Raw genomic sequence first — 19861 nt, 5'->3', positions numbered from 1 at the left:
ATGACCACCAAGACTCGCATTGCCAAAGCCCTCACCCTCGCCGCCGGCCTGAGCCTCGCCTCGATGCAGGCCTTCGCCGGCGCCGACGCCGCCCTGTATGGCCCCAGCGCGCCGAAGGGCTCGACCTTCGTGCGCCTGTACAACGCCGCCAGCGCGCCTACCGCCGCCTCGGTCGGCAACACCCAGATCAAGCAGGTCGGTGCCCAGGCCAGCAGCGACTTCAGCTTCCTGCCCGGTGGCGACTACACCGCCCAAGTCGGCGGCAAGAGCGTCCCGGTGAAGCTTGCCGCCGACAAGTACTACACCCTGGTCAACAACAGCGGCGGCAACCCGCAGCTGATCGAGGAGCCGCCGTTCAAGAACAAGCAGAAGGCCCTGGTGCGGGTGCAGAACCTGAGCGACCAGGCGCTGACCCTGAAGACCGCCGACGGCAAGACCGAAGTGGTCAAGCCAGTGGCCGCCAAGGGCCGTGGCGAGCGTGAAATCAATCCGGTCAAGGTCAACCTTGCCCTGTATGCAGGCGACAAGAAGGTCGGCGACGTCAAGCCCGTCGCCCTCGAGCGCGGCGAAGCCGCCGTGCTGTACGTCACCGGTTCCGGCAACAGCCTGGCGCCGGTGTGGGTCACCCGTCCCGTAGCCACTAACTGATTCCAGCCCCTATACGACCTTTATTGGAGAAACGACATGATCCCGGTAATTCTTTCTGGTGGTAGCGGTTCGCGTCTGTGGCCTCTGTCGCGCAAGCAGTTCCCCAAGCAGTTCCTGGCGCTGACCGGCGAGCACACCCTGTTCCAGCAGACCCTCGAGCGCCTGGTGTTCGAAGGCATGGACAGCCCCATCGTGGTCTGCAACAAGGACCACAAGTTCATCGTCCAGGAGCAGCTCGGCGCGCTGGGCCTCGATACCCAGGCGATCCTGATGGAGCCGTTCGGTCGCAACACCGCGCCGGCGGTGGCGATCACCGCGATGAAACTGCTCAACGAAGGCCGTGACGAGCTGATGCTGGTATTGCCCGCCGACCACGTGATCGAGGACCAGAAGGCCCTGCAGCGCGCCCTGGCCCTGGCCACCGTGGCCGCCGAGCGCGGCGAGATGGTGCTGTTCGGCGTGCCGGCGACCAAGCCTGAAACCGGCTACGGCTACATCCGCTCCAGCCAGGACGCGCTGCTGCCCGAGGGCGTAGCGCGGGTCGCGCAGTTCGTCGAGAAACCCGACGAGAAACGCGCCAATGAGTTCGTCCGCGCCGGCGGCTATTTCTGGAACAGCGGCATGTTCCTGTTCCGCGCCAGCCGCTTGCTCGAAGAGCTGAAAAAGCACGACCCGGACATCTACGACACCTGCCTGCTGGCCCTGGAGCGCAGCGCCGAGGACGGCGATGTGCTGAGCATCGACGAAGCCACCTTCGCCTGCTGCCCGGACAACTCCCTCGACTACGCGGTGATGGAGAAGACCCAGCGCGCCTGCGTGGTGCCGCTATCGGCCGGCTGGAGCGACGTGGGCTGCTGGTCGTCGCTGTGGGACGTGCACGCCAAGGACGACAACGGCAACGTCACCAAGGGCGACGTGGTGGTGCAGGACAGCCACAACTGCATGATCCACGGCAACGGCAAGCTGGTATCGGTGATTGGCCTGGAGAACATCGTGGTGGTCGAGACCAAGGACGCCATGATGATCGCCCACAAGGACAAGGTTCAGGGCGTCAAGCAACTGGTCAACACCCTCGATGCCCAGGGCCGTAGCGAAACCCAGAACCACCTGGAGGTGTACCGCCCGTGGGGCTCGTACGATTCGGTGGACATGGGCGGGCGCTTCCAGGTCAAGCACATCACCGTCAAGCCGGGCGCGAGCCTGTCGCTGCAGATGCACCACCACCGCGCCGAGCACTGGATCGTGGTGTCCGGCACCGCCGAGGTGACCTGCGACGAGAACGTGTTCCTGCTCACCGAGAACCAGTCCACCTACATCCCCATCGCCTCGGTGCACCGCCTGCGCAACCCCGGCAAGATCCCGCTGGAGATCATCGAGGTGCAGTCCGGCAGCTACCTGGGCGAGGATGACATCGAGCGCTTCGAGGATGTCTATGGCCGTAGCTCGACGCCGCTCGAGCGTGGGGTGTCGGTGAAGACCATCGCGCAGTAACAGCTGCAAGCTGCAAGAAAAAGCGGGGGGGCGGTGAATCGAAATGCTCGATTCGTCGCGCCCCCGCTTTTTCTTGTGGCTTGCAGCTTGCAGCCTGGCGCTCCAAGATGATCAAACCCCCGCCACCAAGGCCTGCTCCACCATGATCATCGGCGCCCTGCTCGTCCTCACCTGGCTGGTCCTGCTGCTACGCTACCCGGCCAAGGCCCTGCCCATCTCGCTAGCGGCCGTATGCGGCCTGGGCCTGGTGGCCCTCGGGGTGGCCTGGCAGGACACCCGCGAAGCCTCGCAACTCGCGCGCCTGGACATCCGCCTCAGCTACGCTCCCGACCAATGCCCCGCCGACCGCGCCCTGCAGGTGCACATGAAGAACGGCAACCAGGCCCCGCTCACCGAACTGCGCTGGCGTGTCGGCGCCTACGCGCCGGGCGATACCGTGAACCTCGCCGAGAACGCCTACAGCGCCCCGCGTTACCGCGGCCCAGGCGACCTGCAGCCGGGCGGCGAGTGGCGCGACTGCCTGCCGCTGCCACCGCTGCGTTCAGGCTATCGACCGCAGAACCTGGAGTTTCGCGCCGAGCACCTGCAAGGTACATTCGCCAATTGATCGATTGTCTGTACCGGCCTCTTCGCCGGCAAGCCGGCTCCTACATTACGCTGTAGGAGCCGGCTTGCCGGCGAAAGGGCCGGTAAGCCACCCCACTTTTCTGCTGACAGGTCCCCTGCATGCCCACCGCCCTGATCACCGGTTGTTCCAGCGGCATCGGCCGCGCCCTGGCCGACGCCTTGCACGCGGCCGGCCATGACGTCTGGGCGACCGCCCGCAAGCCCGAGGATGTCGAGTGCCTGGCCGCCGCCGGCTTCCATGCCCGGCAACTGGACGTCAACGATGCCGAGGCCATCGCCCGCCTGGCCAGCGAACTGCAGCAACTGGACATCCTGATCAACAACGCCGGCTACGGGGCCATGGGGCCCTTGCTCGACGGCGGCAGCGAGGCCCTGCGCCGACAGTTCGAGACCAACGTCTTCGCCCCGGTGGCTGTCACCCGCGCATTGTTCCCCTTACTGCGCCGCAACCGCGGTGTGGTGGTGAACATCGGCAGCGTCTCCGGCGTGCTGGTCACCCCCTTCGCCGGCGCCTACTGCGCCTCCAAGGCCGCGGTACACGCCCTGAGCCAGGCGCTGCGCCTGGAGCTGGCCCCGTTCGGGATCCGGGTCATGGAAGTGCAGCCGGGGGCCATCGCCTCGCAGTTCGCCAGCAACGCCGGGCGCGAGGCCGAGCTGTTGATTACCGAGGGTTCGCCCTGGTGGCCACTGCGCGAAGGCATCCGCGCCCGGGCCCGGGCCTCGCAGGATCGGCCGACCCCGGCCGAGGATTTTGCCCGCCAAGTGCTCAAGGCACTGCAACGCAATCGCGTGCCGCAGCTGATACGCCTGGGCAATGGCAGCCGCGCGTTGCCTTGGCTGGCCCGCTGGCTGCCCGGCGGTATGCTGGAAAAAGTCTTGATGAAGCGTTTCGGCCTCGACGTAACGCTTTGATCTTCCCGGTTTTACGGGATTTGAGCGATCGATAGCTGACCCTATCGCTAACTATAAAGTGCACACCAGAGCATTTTCCAATGTTGCGCCAGGGCCAAGAATCCCTATCGCATTTGAACGGTCACACCAGACATTAGTGTCCTCTCCCGCTGAAATTTGCCCTGCGGGGCCCATTTTGCGGGGGAGAGACACTGCCGGCTCAAAGGCAATCAGGGAGAAACCTCCAGGATCGGAGCCCCATGGTCTGGCTGGCAGTCTTTCTCACAAATGCATACAGGTAAACTCTGGAGTCATTCGTGAAACACGCTCAACTTCCTCGCAAAGTCCCCACGCAAGCCCGCTCCAGGATGATGGTCGAGACCATCCTGAAGACCACCGCCACGGTGGTGGTCAAGCATGGCTATGCGGGAACCAACACCAACCTGGTGGCCGAACGCGCCGGCGTCAGTGTCGGTTCGGTCTACCAGTATTTCCCCAACAAGGATGCCCTGATCGCCGCCCTGTACGAGCGCCACGCCCAGGCGGTGAACCAGATCATCCTCGACGTCGCCGGCCGCCAGGACGTAGCCGACCTGCCAAGCCACATCACCTTGCTGGTACGCGGCCTGCTGCAACTGCACCTGCAGGAGCCCGAGCTGCACCGCATGCTGGACAAGGACTTCGCCTTCCTCAGCAACGGCAGCGGCGAGCACCAGGCGCGCATCACCCATTCGATGGAATGCCTGCTGCAACGCTGGCGCCACCGGCTGGCCCACGGCAACCTGCAATCAGCCGCGTGGCTGACCGCGCAGATGATCACCTCGATGGTCAAGGCCTACACCCTGGAAGCACCGCAGATCAGCCAGGCCGGTATCGAGGAGGCGATCTGCTGCTCGGTGACCGGGCTGCTGTGCGCCAGTCCGCACAGCAGCTTCAGCCAGGCCGGTTACCTGGCCAGCGGCATCGTCAGCCACTCACACCTGGGCGCCGCGTGATGCCTGAACCTGCAGCAGTTGCTGGTAGCGCTCGAGCAAGCGGCGCGACTGCAGGTAGCTAGGCACCTCGACCACCAGGCCATCGACCTCGGCGCGCACGCTGCCCGAACGGGTAGCGTGTTCGAAGGCGTCGATCTGGCGCTGCGCCAGCTCGGCCTCGGCCGCGGTCGGGGTCAGGTAGCGGTTGGCCACGGCGACATGCGCCGGGTTGACCACGCCCTTGGCCTGGTAGCCGATGGAGCGGGCGAACTGCATGTCCGCCTCGGCGCCTTCGTCGTCGGCGAAGGTATACGGCGAGTCGATCGCCAGCACGCCCGCCGCCGCGCATTCGAGCAGAAAGCGCGAACGCGGGTAGAACAGCTCGGTTCCGGCGCGGCTGCGACCGGCGCCCAGGTCGGCGACCATGTCCTCGGTGGCCACCAGCATCGCCTTGATGCGCGGCGTCGAATGGGCGATGTCGATAGCCCGGACCACGCCCAGCGCGGTCTCGATGTTCGGCACGATCAGCGTGGAACCTGCGGCGATGCCGTACTGGCCTTCCAGGCGGGTGATGTGCCAGTCCAGCAGGGCCATCTGCTCGCGCGACTCGACCTTGGACATCATCACCACTTGCGGGCGCGCCGCCATCACCGCCTCGAGGTCCTCCAGGCCGCAGGTCTCGAACGGGTTGATGCGCACCGAGCTGATGCGCCCGCATTCGCGCCAGTGCTGCATGACCCGCGCGGCCAGCTGCCGCGCTTCGGCCCGCCGCTCGGGCGGGGTGAAATCTTCCAGCTCCTGGACCAGCACGTCGCCGTCGCCGTTCAGCGCGTCGAGCAATGCCGCCTCGTCGGCGCCGGGAATGAAAAGGAAGGTGCGGCAAAGCGCCAGGGGATTGTCCTTGGAAACAGCCATGTAGACGTCCTGTAGTGAAGGGGAAAAAAGAAAGCGCGCCAGGGCGCTAGAGCATCGCCAAGCCGCCGTCGACGGCAATGGTGGTGCCACTGACGAACGACGACTTGCCCGACAACAGCCAGGCGATCACCTCGGCGGCCTCCTCGGCACTGCCTTCGCGGCGCAGGGCGGTCATGCCATGCAGTTGCTCGAGCTTGCCGGCGACCCGGGTGGTGTCGTCGAGCATCGGCGTGCGGATCACCGCCGGGGCCACGCAGTTGACATTGATGCCGCGCGGGCCCAGCTCTCGGGCCAGGCCCTTGCTCAGGGTGATCACCGCGCCCTTGCTGGTGGCATAGCCCAAGGTGCCGGCCAGGCCGCCACCGCGAATGCCGGCGACACTGGCCACGGTGCAGATGCGCCCGCCGTGGGGCATCAGCCGCACAGCTTGCTGGACCACGCTGAAGGTGCCGATCAGGTTGATGTCCAGCAACTGGCGCAGGCGCGCCACGCTCAAGGCATCGAAAGCGCTGGTGTCGACCACGCCGGCGCAGGTGGCCAGCGCATCGACCTGGCCGAACGCGCCTTCGATCTCGCTGAACACCTGCGCCACCGCCTGCTCGTCGCACAGGTCCAGGCAATACGGCCGATGCTTCGTGCCGATGGCGTCGAGGGTCGCGGCCAGGCCGTGGCCGTCCAGGTCCAGGCAGGCGACCCGGTAGCCTTCAGCGGCCAGCAGGCGGGCTGTCGCCGCGCCAATGCCGCTGGCGGCACCGGTCACCACCGCCACCTTGGTTCGTTCCAACATATCGAAAGTACTCCTTGCGACAACAGTGCCCATTCAGCGCAGGGCACGCTCTTCGACATGCTAAAAGAATGTATACAACTCAACTACTCGCATTCAGCAAAGCGTAATAACGGGGCGCAAGACCAGCGCCACCGAAAATAAACTCGCATTCTCGACCCCGGCTAAATAAACAGTCATGACGTTCGTCGTTGCCGGCAAAACGCGAGCTTTTCCCAGTGCTATTTTAATTTCCCTGCGACCGATCGTCCCCGCGCCTCCCAACGCCCCCAAGCGCGTCGAAAAAACCTAGCAAGACCGCGTATTTCGTGGCCCACAGCTTGTATATAACAGAGTGCAACAGTCAGTTATAAGAATGCGAGTAGCTATCGTCGGACAAGCTGCTTAGGATTAAAACCACTTTGAAACTTTATATTTCAGTCGCACTTCAAGCGCACTGACATGAGACAAAAAAGTTTCAAGATAATGACATTCCTCTCTCCACCCTCATATAAAAGGACGTTCATAATGAGCACCAAGGGTTTCGACACCGTCATTGAAATCAAATACCGCGACACCGACTCCATGGGCCATGTCAGCAGCCCGATTTACTACGACTACATGCAGCACGCCTACCTCTGCTACATGCACGACCTGCTGGACCTGCCCAAGCGCGAAAAACTGCCGCACATCATGGTGCGCAGCGAGTGCGACTACGTGGCCCAGGCCATGTACGGCGAAACCCTGGTAGTCACCAGCTCGGTGGTCAAGTTCGGCACCAAGAGCTTCGAGATCGAGCACATCATGCGCCGCTCGGACGACAGCAAGGAAATCGTCGCCAAGGCCAAGTCGTACCACGTGATGTTCGACTACGACAAACAAGCCACCGTGCCGGTCCCGCAAGCGTTCAAGGACCAGGTCCTGGCATTCCAGGAAGGCTGAGCCCGGGCTCAGGGATGATGGTTTCGCCGGGCGCCTGGCGGCCGGCGAGCAGACTGCAAAGGAACTCTCGCGATGAATTTTTCCTGGACGCCCCAGCAGCATGAACTGCTGGTGAAATACCGGGCCATCGGCGCCGAGCTGGCACACGCCCGCCGCAGCGCCGAACCGGGTTTCGACCATTACGGCTGGCAACGCCTGTGCGATGCCGGCCTCTGGCAATTGGTCATCCCCGTCAGCCACGGTGGCCTGGGCGAGGACTGGTGGGGCTTCACCGCCGCCCTCGAAGGCCTGGCCTCGTCGATCCGCACCCCTGAGCTGCTGCTCTCGGTGATCGCCCAGGCCGGCATGGTCCGTGCCCTGATGCTGTACGGCAACGACGAACAGAAAGACCGCTACCTCACCGCGATCCTCAACGGCGCGCTGAGCGCCACCGGCATCGCCGAACCCGGTACCGGCACCGACGTACGCAGCATCCACAGCCTGCTGACCCCGGTCGATGGCGGCTACCGCCTCAACGGCAGCAAGTTCAACATCGCCCACGCCCCCGTGGCCGACTTCATGCTGATCGTCACCAAGCTGGACACCGACGCCAAGGCCAATATCGCCCTGGTGATGATCGACAAGGACACCCCGGGCCTGACCCGCGGCCAACCTGACGACAAGCTCGGCAACAAGCACCTGCCGACCGGCCCGCTGCACTTCGACAACCTGCACGTACCGACTGCCCAGGTGCTCGGCGAGCCAGGCCGCGGCCTGCAGCAGCTGATCAAGATCATTTCCCTGGGCCGCCTGTACTACGGCCTGGTGGCGGCCAACCTGCCTACCCCGTTCCTCGCCGAAGCCATGCAGTACGCGGCCAAGCGCGAAAGCTTCAACAGCACCATCGACAACCACCAGTACGTGCAGAAGCGCCTGGTGGACCTGGCCATGGGCATCGAACGCAACCGCTGGATGGCCTATGCCGCCCTCGACCAGTTGCTCAACGACCAGCCCCAGGCCCTGATGAACTGCTCGATCGCCAAGCTCGGCGCCGCGCAGGACTTCATCAACAGCGCCATCAGCCTGCTCAAGCTGTACGGCAGCCTGGGCTACCACGAAGGCGACGTCGCCAACCTGGTCAAGGATGCCCTGGGCTTCGCCAGCGTCGGCGGCACCGAAGAGATGCACCAGAAGAACATCTTCAACCAGCTGCTGCGCCTGACACAGGCCGTCTGAACGGTCGAGCCCGCAGCTCGCAAGCCCTGCCATGCCCTGCCGGCACGCCAGGCCAACCCTTCGGGGTCGGCCTGGGGTGAGCCGGCAGTGGGGCTTTGCCTGCCTTCCAATGCGCCCTACACAAAGAGAGCAGATCCGATGCCCATCCCATCGATGCCCTTGCACAGCACAACGTCCACCGCCTTCGCCGACCCGGTCGACGATCGTTTCGAACAAGCCAGCGTCGACGCCCTGCGCGCCCACCAGCTGCAGCGCCTGCGCGTCACCCTGGAACATGCCTACGCCAACGTGCCCTGGTACCGCGAGCAGTTCCAGGCCCTGGGGGTCCACCCACAGGACATGACCCAGCTGGAGGACCTGGCCCGTTTCCCCCTGACCAGCAAGGCCGAACTGCGCGAGCACTACCCGTTCGGCCTGTTCGCCGTGCCCATGGACCAGGTGGTGCGCCTGCACGCCTCCAGCGGCACCACCGGCAAGCCCACCGTGGTCGGCTACACCCGGCATGACATCGATGTCTGGTCGTCGCTGGTGGCCCGTTCGATCCGCGCCGCCGGCGGCCAGCGCGGCGACCGGATCCACATCGCCTACGGCTACGGCCTGTTCACCGGCGGCCTGGGCGCGCACTACGGCGCCGAAAAGCTTGGCTGCACGGTGATCCCGATGTCCGGCGGCCAGACCGAGAAACAGGTCCAGCTGATCCGCGACTTCCAGCCCGACATCATCATGGTCACGCCGTCGTACATGCTCAACATCGCCGAAGAGATCGAGCGCCAGGGCCTGGACCCGCGCGCGCTGTCGCTGCGGGTCGGGATCTTCGGCGCCGAGCCGTGGGGCCAGCAGATGCGCGCCGAGCTGGAACAGCGCCTGGGCATCCAGGCCCTGGACATCTACGGCCTGTCGGAAGTCATGGGCCCGGGCGTTGCCATGGAGCACCTGGACACCAAGGACGGCCCGACCCTCTGGGAAGACCACTTCTACCCGGAGATCATCGACCCGGTGACCGGCCAAGTGCTGCCCGAGGGCGAGTTCGGCGAACTGGTGCTGACCACCCTGAGCAAGGAAGCGCTGCCGATGGTGCGCTACCGCACCCGCGACCTGACCCGCCTGCTGCCGGGCAACGGCCGCGCCATGCGCCGCCTGGACAAGATCACCGGGCGCAGCGACGACATGCTGATCATCCGCGGGGTCAATGTGTTCCCCAGCCAGATCGAGGAACAGCTGCTGAACCTGTTCATCTTCAGCCCCGTGCACGAACTGCACGTCAGCCGCGAAGGCAACCTCGACGCCCTCAGCGTCCAGGTCGAGTTGCGCCCGGAGCACAGCCGGCTGAGCAACGAGGAACAACAGGCGGCCTGCCAGCAGCTCAGCCACCGGATCAAGGTGCATGTCGGCATCAGCACCCGCATCGTGCTCAACCCCTGCCACTCCCTGAAACGCTCCGAAGGCAAGGCCGGCAAGGTCATCGACCTGCGCGGCACACGCTGACGGCGCGCTATCCCTCCTCAACGGACTCACGAGGTTGACTCCAACATGGACATGACCATCGGCGACTTTCTCCTGCGTCGCCTGCAGGAATTCGGTATCCGCCATCTGTTCGGCGTGCCCGGCGACTACAACCTGACCTTGCTCGAACAGGTCGAGGTCATGCCGGACCTGCAGTTCATCGGCAACTGCAACGAGCTCAACGCTGCCTACGCCGCCGACGGCTACGCCCGCGCCCAAGGCTTCGGCGCGGTGCTGACCACCTACGGCGTGGGCGACCTCAGTGCCCTGAACGGCATTGCCGGGGCCTATGCCGAGCGGGTGCCGGTGGTCATGATCTCCGGCATGCCGCCGCTGCACGCGATCATCGACCGGGCGCTGATGCACCACACCCTGGCTGACGGCAACTACGACAACGTCATGGTTGCCGTGCGCCAGTTCACCGTGGCCCAGGCGCGCATCACCGTGGAAAACGCCGCGCAGGAGATCGACCGGGTGCTGCAGACCTGCCTGCGCGAACGCCGCCCGGTCTACCTGCAACTGCCCTCGGACCTCGCCTACCTGCACATCGAGGTGCCCGACACCCCGCTGCAACGCTGCGAAAGTCGCAGCGAGCCAGGCCAGCTGCAGCACGTGGTGACCCAGTTGCGCGAACGCCTGGCCAAGGCCAGCCGGCCGGTGGTGCTGGTGGACATCGACGTCGAACGCTTCGGCCTGACCGAGCAGGTGCTGGAGCTGATCGAGCGCCTCGACCTGCCGTTCGCCAACCTGCCGCCGGCCAAGGCCATGCTGCCGGAGACCCACCACCTGTTCCTCGGCACCTACGCCGGGGCCGGCAGCGCCCCGGCGGTGCGCGAGGCAATCGAGCAGGCCGACTGCGTGCTGAGCATCGGCGCGCGCTTCACCGACGTCAGCACCGCGCTGTTCTCGCAAAAATTCCAGGACGGCGCACTGATCCAGCTGCAGCCCTACGCCGCGTCGATGGCCAAGGTGCACTACAACGCGGTGAGCATGCGCCAGGTGCTGGAAACCCTGGTCCAGCAACCGCCGGTGATGCAGGCCATGGCGCGCCAGGTCCCGCCGTTCAGCGGCCCGGCGGCGTTCCGTGCGCTGCCCGAGCACCCGCTGAGCCAACTGCGCTTCTGGCAGCGCATCGCCCACCTGATCCGCGGCGACGAGTTGATCATCGCCGAGAGCGGCACCTCCTCGGCCGGGCTCAACGGCCTGCGCATGCCGCGGGGGGTGACCTACCTGACCCAGCCGATCTGGGGCTCGATCGGCTACACCCTGCCGGCCCTGCTCGGCACCCTGCTGGCCCAGCCGCAGCGCCGGCAAATGCTGTTCATCGGCGACGGTTCGTTGCAGATGACCGTGCAGGAGCTGTCGACCCTGCTGGCCCATGACCTCAAGCCGATCATCTTCCTGATCAACAACGATGGCTACACCATCGAGCGGCTGATCCTCGGCGAGAACTCCAGCTACAACGACATCAACCCGTGGCGTTATGCGCAACTGCCCAAGGTGCTCGACACCCGCGACCGCGCCCGGCACTTCACGGTGCACACCGAGGACCAGCTGGAGGTGGCGCTGATCGAGGCCGAAGCCTGCGACGCGCTGGTGTTCATCGAGGTGGTGATGGAGCGCATGGATGCGCCGGAGTCGCTCAAGCGCTTTGCCCGGCTGTTCGCCGAATTCGACTACGGGCTGCCGGCGCTGAGCCAGCCGACCTTGGCGCATTGACCCTGCGGTGCATGGCACCGTCTGCGCCGGTGTTCGCCGGCAAAGCCGGCTCCTACACAGATTCCAACCAGTAGGAGCCAGCCTTGCTGGCGAACCAGGCAACACCGTGTTCGCCAGCGATCGCGACCACAGCAAAGCCCGGACGGCATGGCCGCCCGGGCTTTTTTTGCATCAGGCGATCGAACGCACCACCCCGCCATCCACGCGCATGGCCGCGCCGGTGGTGGCACTGGCCTGGCGCGAAGCCAGGTAGACCACCAGGTTGGCCACCTCTTCCACCGTGGCCAGGCGCTTGATGATCGAGCTGGAACGGTGCTCGGCGATGAAGCTGGCCTCCAGCTCCTCCACCGGCTTGCCGGCCTCGTCAGCCATCTTCTCGAAGTAACCGCCCACTCCCTCGGAACGGGTTGGCCCCGGCAGCACGGCGTTGACCGTCACCCCAGTACCGGCCAGGGTCTCGGCCAACCCGCGGGAAACCGCCAGCAACGCGGTCTTGGTGGTGCCGTAGTGGATCATCTCGGTCGGGATCTGCAGCGCCGACTCGCTGGACATGAACAGCACCCGCCCCCAATTGCGCACTTTCATGCCCTGGGCGTAGTGACGCGACAGGCGCACCGCACTCATCACGTTGACCTCGAAGAAGTGCTGCCAGTCTTCGTCGCTGATCTCGAAGAAGCCCTTGGGCTCGAAGATGCCCAGGTTGTTCACCAGGATGTCGGTTTCCGGCTCCTTGGCGATCAGCTTCTTCACGCCCTCGAGCGTGCCCAGGTCGGCGACCACGCCGGACACCCTGGCGCCTGGCAGCTTGTCGGTGATTTTCTTGATGGCGCGTTTCACCCGGCCTTCATCGCGACCGTTGATCACCACATTCGCACCCGCCTCGGCCAAGCCGAAAGCGACGGCGAACCCTATGCCGGCCGTGGAACCGCTGACGATTGCACTTTTGCCGTGCAAGGAAATATTCATACCTGCGTCCTTTTTCTGGATGATATCTGTTCCCAAAAACGACACGCCGCCAACAACGCAAGCATTGTTGGCGGCGTGCCTCATGGCTCTTTGACCGCGACTTTCAATCGCGTTCAACCTTGGCTTGCAATACTGGCGCAAACGATTGCCAGCCACCGCCCAGGGACTTGTACAGCCCGACCATGGACAACGACGTGGCAGCGCTGCTTTCCACCCACTGTTCCTGGTTGGCCAGCAACGCGCTCTGCACCGTCAACACGTTGAGGAAGTCCACCGCGCCTTCCACGTACTGGCGCTTGGCGTTGTCCAGGGCCACCCGGCTCTGGCGCACCGCTTCCTCGAGCAGGTCGCGGCGCAACTGGCTGGCGTTGTACTGGCGCAACACATCGTCCACTTCGTGCCAGGCACGCAGCACCGTCTGCTGATACTGCAGCGCCGCTTCCTGCTGCTGCGCCTCGCGCAGTTCGAGCACGCCCTTGAGGCGCCCGCCTTCGAAAATCGGCAGGTTCAACTGTGGCCCGATGGCGAAGCGCCGCGCGTCCCAGTTGCCGAAGTCGGACAGCTGCATCGACTGGAAGCCGGCGCTGCCGGACAGGCGAATACTGGGGTAGAAGTTGGCCTTGGCCACGCCGATGCTGGCGGTGGCCGCATGCAGCCGCGCCTCGGCCTGGCGGATGTCGGGACGGCGCTCGGCCAGCTCCGACGGCAGGCCCATGGCGAAGCGCTGGGCGGTGCGCGGCAGTTCGCCTGGGGTCAGCAGCTCTTGCTGCAAGCTGCGCGGCGGCTCGGCCAGCAGCAGGCTCAGGGCGTTGATCAACTGCGCCTGGCGCTCTTCGAGGGTCGGCAGGCGCGCCTCGACCGCGGCCACTTGGGCGGCAGCCTGGGCGACATCGAGGTTGGTCGCCACGCCATCGCTCAGGCGCATCTGCGACAGGCGCAGCGAGTGGCGGGAGACGTCAAGGTTCTCGCGTACCACGCCCAAGGTGCTCTGCACCGAGCGCAACTGAATATAGGTGCTGGCGGTTTCTGCCAGCAGCGACAACAGCACGCCCTGGCGATCGTTTTCGGCGACCTCGACACTGGCGTCGGCCGCTTCCACTTCGCGGCGCACGCGGCCCCACAGGTCGAGCTCCCAGGCCGCGACGAAGTCGCCCTGCCACAGGTTGAACGCCGACTTGCCATTTTTGCCAGACGGGTCGGCGAGGCCTTCGGCGCTGTTGCGCGCACGGCTGTAGCCGGCGTCCAGGTCCACCGACGGGTACTGCTCGGAGGCGATGCTCATGCGCAGCGCACGGCTTTGCAGCAGGCGCGAGGTGGCGATCTGCAGGTCCAGGTTGCGCTCTACCGCGCGCTGGATCAGCGCCGTGAGTTGCGCATCATGGAAAGTCTCCCACCAGCGGGCTTCCAGCGGCGTGCTCTGCGGCTGGCTGGGCGCGGCCTTCTCCTGCAACGCCGGCCAGGCCGCCGGGGCGCTCGAGGCAGGCTTGTGAAAGTCCGGGCCGAGGGTGCAGGCGCTCAAGGCCAGGGTGGCGCCCAACAGCAAGGGCGTGCCGGTACGTGCAAGCTTCATCGGGCGCTGACCTCCTGGTGGGGCTTGGCCCGGGCGTCCTGGCCGCCTTCGCTGCCGGTGTCGATATCGGCGATCACCGACATGCCCACGCGCAGGCGCTGCAACAGCGGCTGGTCGGCGTCGAAGACGATCTTCACCGGAATGCGCTGCACCACCTTGGTGAAGTTGCCGGTGGCGTTGTCGGGCTTGACCGCCGCGAAGGTCAGGCCGGTGGCCGGCGCGACGCTCTGCACCACACCGCGCAGGCGCTCGCCGGGGAAGGTATCGACGCTCACTTCGACGCGCTGGCCAGGCAGCACGTGGGTCAGCTGGGTTTCGCGGAAGTTGCCGATCACGTAGGCGCGCTGCAACGGCACCACCGAGAGCATCTTCGCCCCGGGCTGAACATAGGAGCCGATGCGCACCGCGCGCTCGCCGACCATGCCGTCGATGGGCGCGACGATGGTGGTGTACGACAGGTCCAGGCGTGCCCGGTCCAGGGCCGCGTCGGCATGCTTGCGCCCGGCCTCGGCGGCCTGCAGCTGCGCGCTGAGGATGTCGGTCTGCTTGCGCGCCGCCGCCAGGGCGGCGCTGGAGTTGGTCAGCCGCGCCTGGGCCTGGTCGACCCGGCTGCGCGCCTGCTGGGCGTTCTGCACGGTGCCGGCGCCCTGCTCGGCCAGGCGCGTATGACGGGTCAGTTCATGGCTGGCGAAGGCCAGTTCGGCCTTGTCGGCAGCCACCGCGGCCTCGGCCTGGGAGATCAGCGAGGCCTGGCGCTCCAACGTTGCCTTGGCGTTCTGCAACTGCGCCCGGGACATCTGCGCCTGGGCCTCGGCCGCCGCCAGGGCGGCCTGGAAATCGCGGTCGTCGATGCGCGCCAGGGTCTGCCCGGCCTTGACCTGCTGGTTGTCCTCCACCAGCACCTGGGTGATGAAGCCGGCCACTTTCGGCGCCACCACGGTGTAGTCCGCCGACACGTAGGCGTCGTTGGTCGATTGCACGCCAGCGCCGCCGAACAGCGACGGCAAGGCCGTGAAGGCGATGCCGCCGACGACGATGACCGCCGCCGCGATCAAGGCCAGTTTGTGGTTTTTGCTTATGCTCATGATGTCTTTCTCTCTCAACAAGAACGCTATGCCACCGCCCGCGGTGGATAGATCCGGGTAGGCACGAAGGGAATCAGCACGATCAGCGCCAGCGCCAGCAGCGCCATGCACAGGTAGAGGTCAGCCGAGGTCAGCACCACGGCCTGCTCGTGAATACGCTTGGCCAGGCCGGCGGCATTGCCGTCGACCAGCGGCGAGTTGCCCAGGTTGTCCACCAGCATGTTCGAATGGAAATGCCGGCGGCTGGTGGTCAGCGCGTCGAGCACCCCGGCGGCGACCACCGAGGCCAGGCCCTTGACGGTGTTGAACCAGGCCGAGGCGAACGGGCCGTCCTGCGGGGTCATACCGCCGGTGGCGAGCATCAGCAGCGGGATCACCGCCATGGGTTGGCCGAAAATCTGGAACAGCTGCAACACGTAGAAGTTGTCGCGGATCCACTGCGAGGTGACAAAGGTGCCGCCAAAGCAAGAGACCGCCAGCATGCCCAGGCCGATGGCCAGCACCCAGCGGCAGTCCACCGCGCGGATGTTGCACAGCGCCGCGGTCAGCGGCAGCGCCAGCAACTGCGGCAAGGCCACCAGCAGCATCACCGGGCCCGTCTGTGCCGGGCGGTAGCCCTGGATCTGGGCGAGGAAGCTGGACGGGATGATGATCACCGCCGACAGCACCACCAGCACGCCGCCCAGGGTGATCAGGGCATGGGTGAGGTTGCGGTTGGTGAGCATCTGCAACTTGAAGAACGGCAGCGGGTGGGACCACTCGTTGATCATGAACAGCACCAGCAGCACCAGGCCACCGCCCAGCAACCAGCAGATCATCGGCGAGTTGAACCAGCCGTAACGGTCGCCCTGGGACAGGCCGATGACGATCGAGCAGATCGCCGGCAGCCCCAGCAGCAGGCCGCGCCAGTCGAACTGCTTGAAACGCTCCAGGCGCAGCGGGTCCTGCGGCAGGCCCCAGGCCACGCAGGCCATGGCCAGCAGCGAAGGCACGATGATCTGCCAGAAGGCCCACTGCCAGCCGACGTATTCGGTCCACAGGCCGGCCAGTGGCAGGCCCAAGCTGGGGCCGAAGGTGGCGGTCAGGGCATAGCCGGCCAGGCCGTAGAGCTTGATGCCCGGCGGCAGGAAACGCAGCGCCACGCTCATCAGCATCGGCGGCAAGGCGCCGCCGGCGAAGCCTTGCAGGGTGCGCAGCAGCATCAGGCTTTCCTGGTTGGGCGCGAACGGGCACAACAGGCCAAGCACGGCGAAGGCGCCGATGGCGCAGAGGGTGAAACGGCGCAGGGAAAAGGTCACCGAGCACCAGGGGGCGAAGGCCATGGCCGACACCGAGGTGGCCGAGTACAGCGCCACCAGCCACGAGCCTTCGTCGGCGCCGATGCCCATGCCGCCACGGATATCGGCCAGGGCCATCTTGGTGACCATCTCGTTGAGGCCGGCGCACAGCACCGCCAGCAGCACGCCGACCAGGCCGACCACGATGCGCGGGCCGAACGCCGGTGGTGCGGCCGGCTTGGCCGGGGCCGGCGCCGCGGCGCTCGCGGGGGCGGCCACGGTAGCCGTGGCGGCCAGCGAAGTCATGGCCTGGCCCCGGTGGCGCGGGCTGGGGCGGGACGAGGCAGATAGGCACGCATGGCTTTAGAACTCCGGGAAAAGTAGATACCCGGCAAGTCTAGGGAGGCGCAATGCTGTCGAAAACTGACATATTCGCAGCTTTATGCTGCATGCAACACAACTATGAAGTCACATAATCATAAGTACCACAGGAGGGATGTGGCGCCCAGGCGATCGAGCGCCGCCCGCGCGGCGCATCGCGGATGAATCCGCTCCCACATTTGCTGCAACGCGCCGAACCTGCAAGGCCATGGTTGCCAGCCTTGGCGCAGGGCGCAAGACCAGTGAGGCGGCGGCAACGCCCACGCAACAATCGCGTCGAGCACACAAGGCTAACAACCATGGCCTATCAGGCATGGCCACGTTGCAACAAATGTGGGAGCGGATTCATCCGCGATGCGCCGCGCGGGCGGCGCTCGATCTTGTAGGCGCTGAGGATGCTGCGGCGAACGCCTTCTGCGATGCGCCCGCGCGCGCGGCGCTCGATCGCCTAGGCGCCAAACCTCCCACGCCGAACTCAATGCTTGCTGCAACACTCCTTGAGCGTCTGGCGCAGCCAGCGGTGTGCCGGGTCGTTGTCGTAACGCGGGTGCCAGGCCTGCATGATGGCCACCGATTCCAGCGCCATCGGAATGCGGAACGAGCGCAACGGCAAGCCCAGCCGGGCGACACTGAGCAGCACATGCTGCGGCAGCGGCAGCAGCAGGTCCGACTCGGGCAGCGAGAACATCGCCGAGTGGAAGCTCGGCGTGATCAACGCCACCCGCCGGCTCAGGCCCATGCCCGCCAGGGCCTGGTCGATCGGCCCGGTGGCGCGGCCACGCCGCGACACGCTGATCTGCTCGTAGGCGGCGAAGCGCTCCGGGGTGATCTCGTCGTTGAAGATCGGATGGTCGACCCGCGCCAGGCCGACGAAGGTGGTGGAGAACAGGCTCTGCACCTTGATCTCCGGGCCCAGGTTGCGGGTGGCGCTGATATACAGGTCCAGGCGCCCATCGCGCAGGCTTTCGTCCTCGTCGCCGCCCTCGCCTTCGGGCACGAAGCGCAGCACGGTGCGCGGCGCCTGCTTGCGCATGGTTTCCAGCAACGGCGTGGCGAACGGCGCGATGAACACGTCGTTGGCGCGCAGGTTGAAAGAGCGTTCCAGGGTTGGCAGGTCGACCTCGTCGCTGGAGCTGAAGACCTGGCCGGCCTGCTCGACCACACTGCGGACCTGGCTGCGCAAGGCCATGGCCTTGGGCGTGGGCACCAGGCCACGGCCGGCACGCACCAGAATCGGGTCGCCGACGGCATGACGGATCCGCGTCAGGGTGCGGCTCATGGCCGCCGGGCTGAGGTTCATGCGGCGTGCCGCCCCGACCACGCTGCCCTCGTCGAGCAGGGCGTCCAGTGCGACCAGCAAGTTCATATCCGGAAAGTGCATGGTAAGCATCCATTCAAGAATTTCGGTGAATCCGCTGCAATATTACCAGTCTTTGCCGGTTTTCCTGCCTTTGCATACGACGCAACTTGTGATTGCACCGTACACCATTTACCCCGATGCAAGCATTCCCAAGAATACCTGCCTTCTGCATAACCAATGGATCCGTAACCATGTTCCGGTCGGTACTGATCGCCATCGATGGCACCCCGCGCAGCCTAGGCATCCTCGACACCGTCAAACGCTTCTGCGACACCGAGCAGCACTTGCTGCATGTGTTGCTGGCGGTCGACAGCGCCTACGCCCTGGAGGAATTCGACCAGCGCCTGAGCCGCTTCGACCAGACCGAATACCCGGCCGCCGCCCAGGAGCAGCTGCACGCGGACAAGATCGTGCAGGAGGCCATCCAGGCCTTCACCCAGGCGGGCTTCTCGACCACCGGCAGCCAGGAGGTCGGCGAGCCGGCCGAGGTCATCATCAAGGTGGCCAAGGCCCGCAACAGCGACCTGGTGGTCATGGGCCACCGCCACCTGTCACGCCTCAAACGCATGCTCGATCCTTCGATCGCCAGCAAGGTCATCGACGAAGCCGGCTGCCCGGTGCTGGTCGATGCCCGCCACCAACCCCCACGCCACTGAAGCGAGACGACACCGATGAAACTCGACTACCTGCAACTGGAACAGCTCGGCGCCGTCGCGCTGGTTCGCCTGAGCCGCCCCGAGGCCCTCAACGCGCTGTGCAGCGAGCTGATGGAAGAACTGGCCGGGCTGCTCGAGCGCCTGGAGCAGGATCGTAGCGTGCGCGCCCTGGTGCTGACCGGCGGCGACACGGTGTTCGCCGCCGGCGCCGACATCAAGGCCATGCGCGACCGCAGCTACATGGAGGTCTACACCAGCGACTTCGTGACGGTGAACTGGGAGCGCCTGGCGAGCTTTCGCAAGCCCACCATTGCCGCGGTGGCCGGCTACGCCCTGGGCGGCGGCTGCGAGCTGGCGCTGATGTGCGACATGATCATCGCCGCCGAAAGCGCCCGGTTCGGCCAGCCGGAAATCAAGATCGGCACCATCCCCGGCGCCGGCGGCAGCCAGCGCCTGGCCCGCTCGATCGGCAAGGCCAAGGCCATGGACCTGGTGCTCACCGGGCGTACCATGGACGCCGAGGAAGCCGAGCGTTGCGGCCTGGTCAGCCGTCGGGTCAGCGATGCCACGCTGCTCGATGAGGCGCTGCAGGCCGCCGCGCGCATCGCCAGCTATTCCGGCCCGGTGACCATGATGGCCAAGGAGGCAGTCAACCACGCCTTCGAAACCAGCCTGAACGAAGGTGTGCGGGTCGAACGCCGGTTGTTCCACTCCACCTTCGCCATCGACGACCAGAAGGAAGGCATGGCCGCCTTCGCCGAGAAACGCGCCCCGCAGTTCATGCACCGCTGAGCCTCGGCGCCAAACCGTAGGCGTCAGCCTTGCTGGCGAACCAGACGACGCGCTGTTCGCCCGCAAGGCCGGCCTAGGGTTGTCGG

The 19861-nt window shown here is 65.9% G+C and carries 18 protein-coding genes; 11 read left to right on the top strand and 7 right to left on the bottom strand.

The genetic code is table 11. From position 1 onward, the window contains the following. From KSS95_RS07425 to KSS95_RS07405, 5 genes are all read left to right on the top strand, one after another. Positions 1 to 648 (top strand): alginate O-acetyltransferase AlgF, encoded by a 648-nt coding sequence (locus tag KSS95_RS07425; RefSeq protein ID WP_217852928.1) that lies wholly within the window; start codon positions 1 to 3, stop codon positions 646 to 648. Between the two features lie 36 nt (positions 649 to 684). Continuing rightward, a complete protein-coding gene (locus KSS95_RS07420) occupies positions 685 to 2139 on the top strand; it encodes a mannose-1-phosphate guanylyltransferase/mannose-6-phosphate isomerase (RefSeq protein WP_217852926.1) in 1455 nt (484 codons plus the stop codon). Between the two features lie 142 nt (positions 2140 to 2281). Continuing rightward, on the top strand, positions 2282 to 2746 hold the full coding sequence (locus KSS95_RS07415) for a multidrug transporter (protein WP_217852924.1): 465 nt from the start codon (positions 2282 to 2284) through the stop codon (positions 2744 to 2746). Positions 2747 to 2865: 119 nt separating this feature from the next. Continuing rightward, positions 2866 to 3678, top strand: coding sequence for an SDR family oxidoreductase (locus KSS95_RS07410; protein ID WP_217852923.1), 813 nt, complete (start codon positions 2866 to 2868; stop codon positions 3676 to 3678). A 296-nt stretch (positions 3679 to 3974) separates the two neighbouring features. After that, positions 3975 to 4652, top strand: a complete 678-nt coding sequence (locus tag KSS95_RS07405) for a TetR/AcrR family transcriptional regulator (RefSeq protein WP_217852922.1) — start codon at positions 3975 to 3977, stop codon at positions 4650 to 4652. On the opposite strand, the gene KSS95_RS07400 is transcribed toward KSS95_RS07405, so the two are convergent. Together KSS95_RS07400 and KSS95_RS07395 are read right to left on the bottom strand one after the other, a co-directional pair. Then, complete coding sequence (locus KSS95_RS07400) at positions 4632 to 5546, bottom strand: HpcH/HpaI aldolase/citrate lyase family protein (RefSeq protein WP_217852921.1); 915 nt, start codon at positions 5544 to 5546, stop codon at positions 4632 to 4634. The two genes, KSS95_RS07405 and KSS95_RS07400, sit on opposite strands and share 21 nt — an antisense overlap. A 46-nt stretch (positions 5547 to 5592) precedes the next feature. Further along, positions 5593 to 6333: an SDR family NAD(P)-dependent oxidoreductase gene (locus tag KSS95_RS07395; protein WP_217852919.1), complete on the bottom strand. Its 741-nt coding sequence runs from the start codon at positions 6331 to 6333 to the stop codon at positions 5593 to 5595. Positions 6334 to 6837: 504 nt separating this feature from the next. Between KSS95_RS07395 and KSS95_RS07390 the strand changes: the two genes are divergently transcribed. The 4 genes from KSS95_RS07390 to KSS95_RS07375 all read left to right on the top strand — a co-directional run bounded on the left by KSS95_RS07390 (position 6838) and on the right by KSS95_RS07375 (position 11688). After that, complete coding sequence (locus tag KSS95_RS07390; protein ID WP_134691157.1) at positions 6838 to 7251, top strand: acyl-CoA thioesterase; 414 nt, start codon at positions 6838 to 6840, stop codon at positions 7249 to 7251. A gap of 72 nt (positions 7252 to 7323) precedes the next feature. Continuing rightward, positions 7324 to 8466 carry an acyl-CoA dehydrogenase family protein gene (locus tag KSS95_RS07385; protein WP_217852917.1) on the top strand — a complete coding sequence of 381 codons (1143 nt, stop codon included), beginning with the start codon at positions 7324 to 7326 and terminating at the stop codon, positions 8464 to 8466. A gap of 153 nt (positions 8467 to 8619) precedes the next feature. Next, positions 8620 to 9951, top strand: a complete 1332-nt coding sequence (gene paaK, locus KSS95_RS07380) for a phenylacetate--CoA ligase PaaK (protein WP_217853944.1) — start codon at positions 8620 to 8622, stop codon at positions 9949 to 9951. A gap of 45 nt (positions 9952 to 9996) precedes the next feature. Then, complete coding sequence (locus KSS95_RS07375; protein WP_217852915.1) at positions 9997 to 11688, top strand: alpha-keto acid decarboxylase family protein; 1692 nt, start codon at positions 9997 to 9999, stop codon at positions 11686 to 11688. A gap of 171 nt (positions 11689 to 11859) precedes the next feature. On the opposite strand, the gene KSS95_RS07370 is transcribed toward KSS95_RS07375, so the two are convergent. The 5 genes from KSS95_RS07370 to KSS95_RS07350 form a co-directional block, all read right to left on the bottom strand. Further along, positions 11860 to 12654 carry an SDR family NAD(P)-dependent oxidoreductase gene (locus tag KSS95_RS07370; protein ID WP_217852914.1) on the bottom strand — a complete coding sequence of 265 codons (795 nt, stop codon included), beginning with the start codon at positions 12652 to 12654 and terminating at the stop codon, positions 11860 to 11862. A 103-nt stretch (positions 12655 to 12757) separates the two neighbouring features. Beyond that, positions 12758 to 14224: an efflux transporter outer membrane subunit gene (locus KSS95_RS07365; protein ID WP_217852912.1), complete on the bottom strand. Its 1467-nt coding sequence runs from the start codon at positions 14222 to 14224 to the stop codon at positions 12758 to 12760. Then, positions 14221 to 15309, bottom strand: a complete 1089-nt coding sequence (locus KSS95_RS07360) for an HlyD family secretion protein (protein ID WP_217852910.1) — start codon at positions 15307 to 15309, stop codon at positions 14221 to 14223. The genes KSS95_RS07365 and KSS95_RS07360 overlap by 4 nt, the downstream gene beginning before the upstream one ends. Before the next feature lie 26 nt (positions 15310 to 15335). Further along, positions 15336 to 16892 (bottom strand): MFS transporter, encoded by a 1557-nt coding sequence (locus KSS95_RS07355; RefSeq protein WP_217852908.1) that lies wholly within the window; start codon positions 16890 to 16892, stop codon positions 15336 to 15338. Positions 16893 to 17442: 550 nt separating this feature from the next. Next, complete coding sequence (locus KSS95_RS07350) at positions 17443 to 18348, bottom strand: LysR family transcriptional regulator (protein WP_134691164.1); 906 nt, start codon at positions 18346 to 18348, stop codon at positions 17443 to 17445. A gap of 170 nt (positions 18349 to 18518) precedes the next feature. Between KSS95_RS07350 and KSS95_RS07345 the strand changes: the two genes are divergently transcribed. Both KSS95_RS07345 and KSS95_RS07340 read left to right on the top strand, forming a co-directional pair. After that, entirely contained in the window at positions 18519 to 18983 is a 465-nt protein-coding gene (locus KSS95_RS07345; protein WP_217852906.1) for a universal stress protein, read from the top strand. A gap of 15 nt (positions 18984 to 18998) precedes the next feature. Continuing rightward, on the top strand, positions 18999 to 19775 hold the full coding sequence (locus KSS95_RS07340) for an enoyl-CoA hydratase (protein WP_217852904.1): 777 nt from the start codon (positions 18999 to 19001) through the stop codon (positions 19773 to 19775). Positions 19776 to 19861: the final 86 nt, after the last annotated feature.

It is taken from the genome of Pseudomonas muyukensis (genome assembly GCF_019139535.1).
Classification (GTDB): Bacteria; Pseudomonadota; Gammaproteobacteria; order Pseudomonadales; family Pseudomonadaceae; genus Aquipseudomonas; species Aquipseudomonas muyukensis.
The sequence above is the reverse complement of the archived record's forward strand: the minus strand, read 5'-3'. Positions and strand labels throughout refer to the sequence as shown.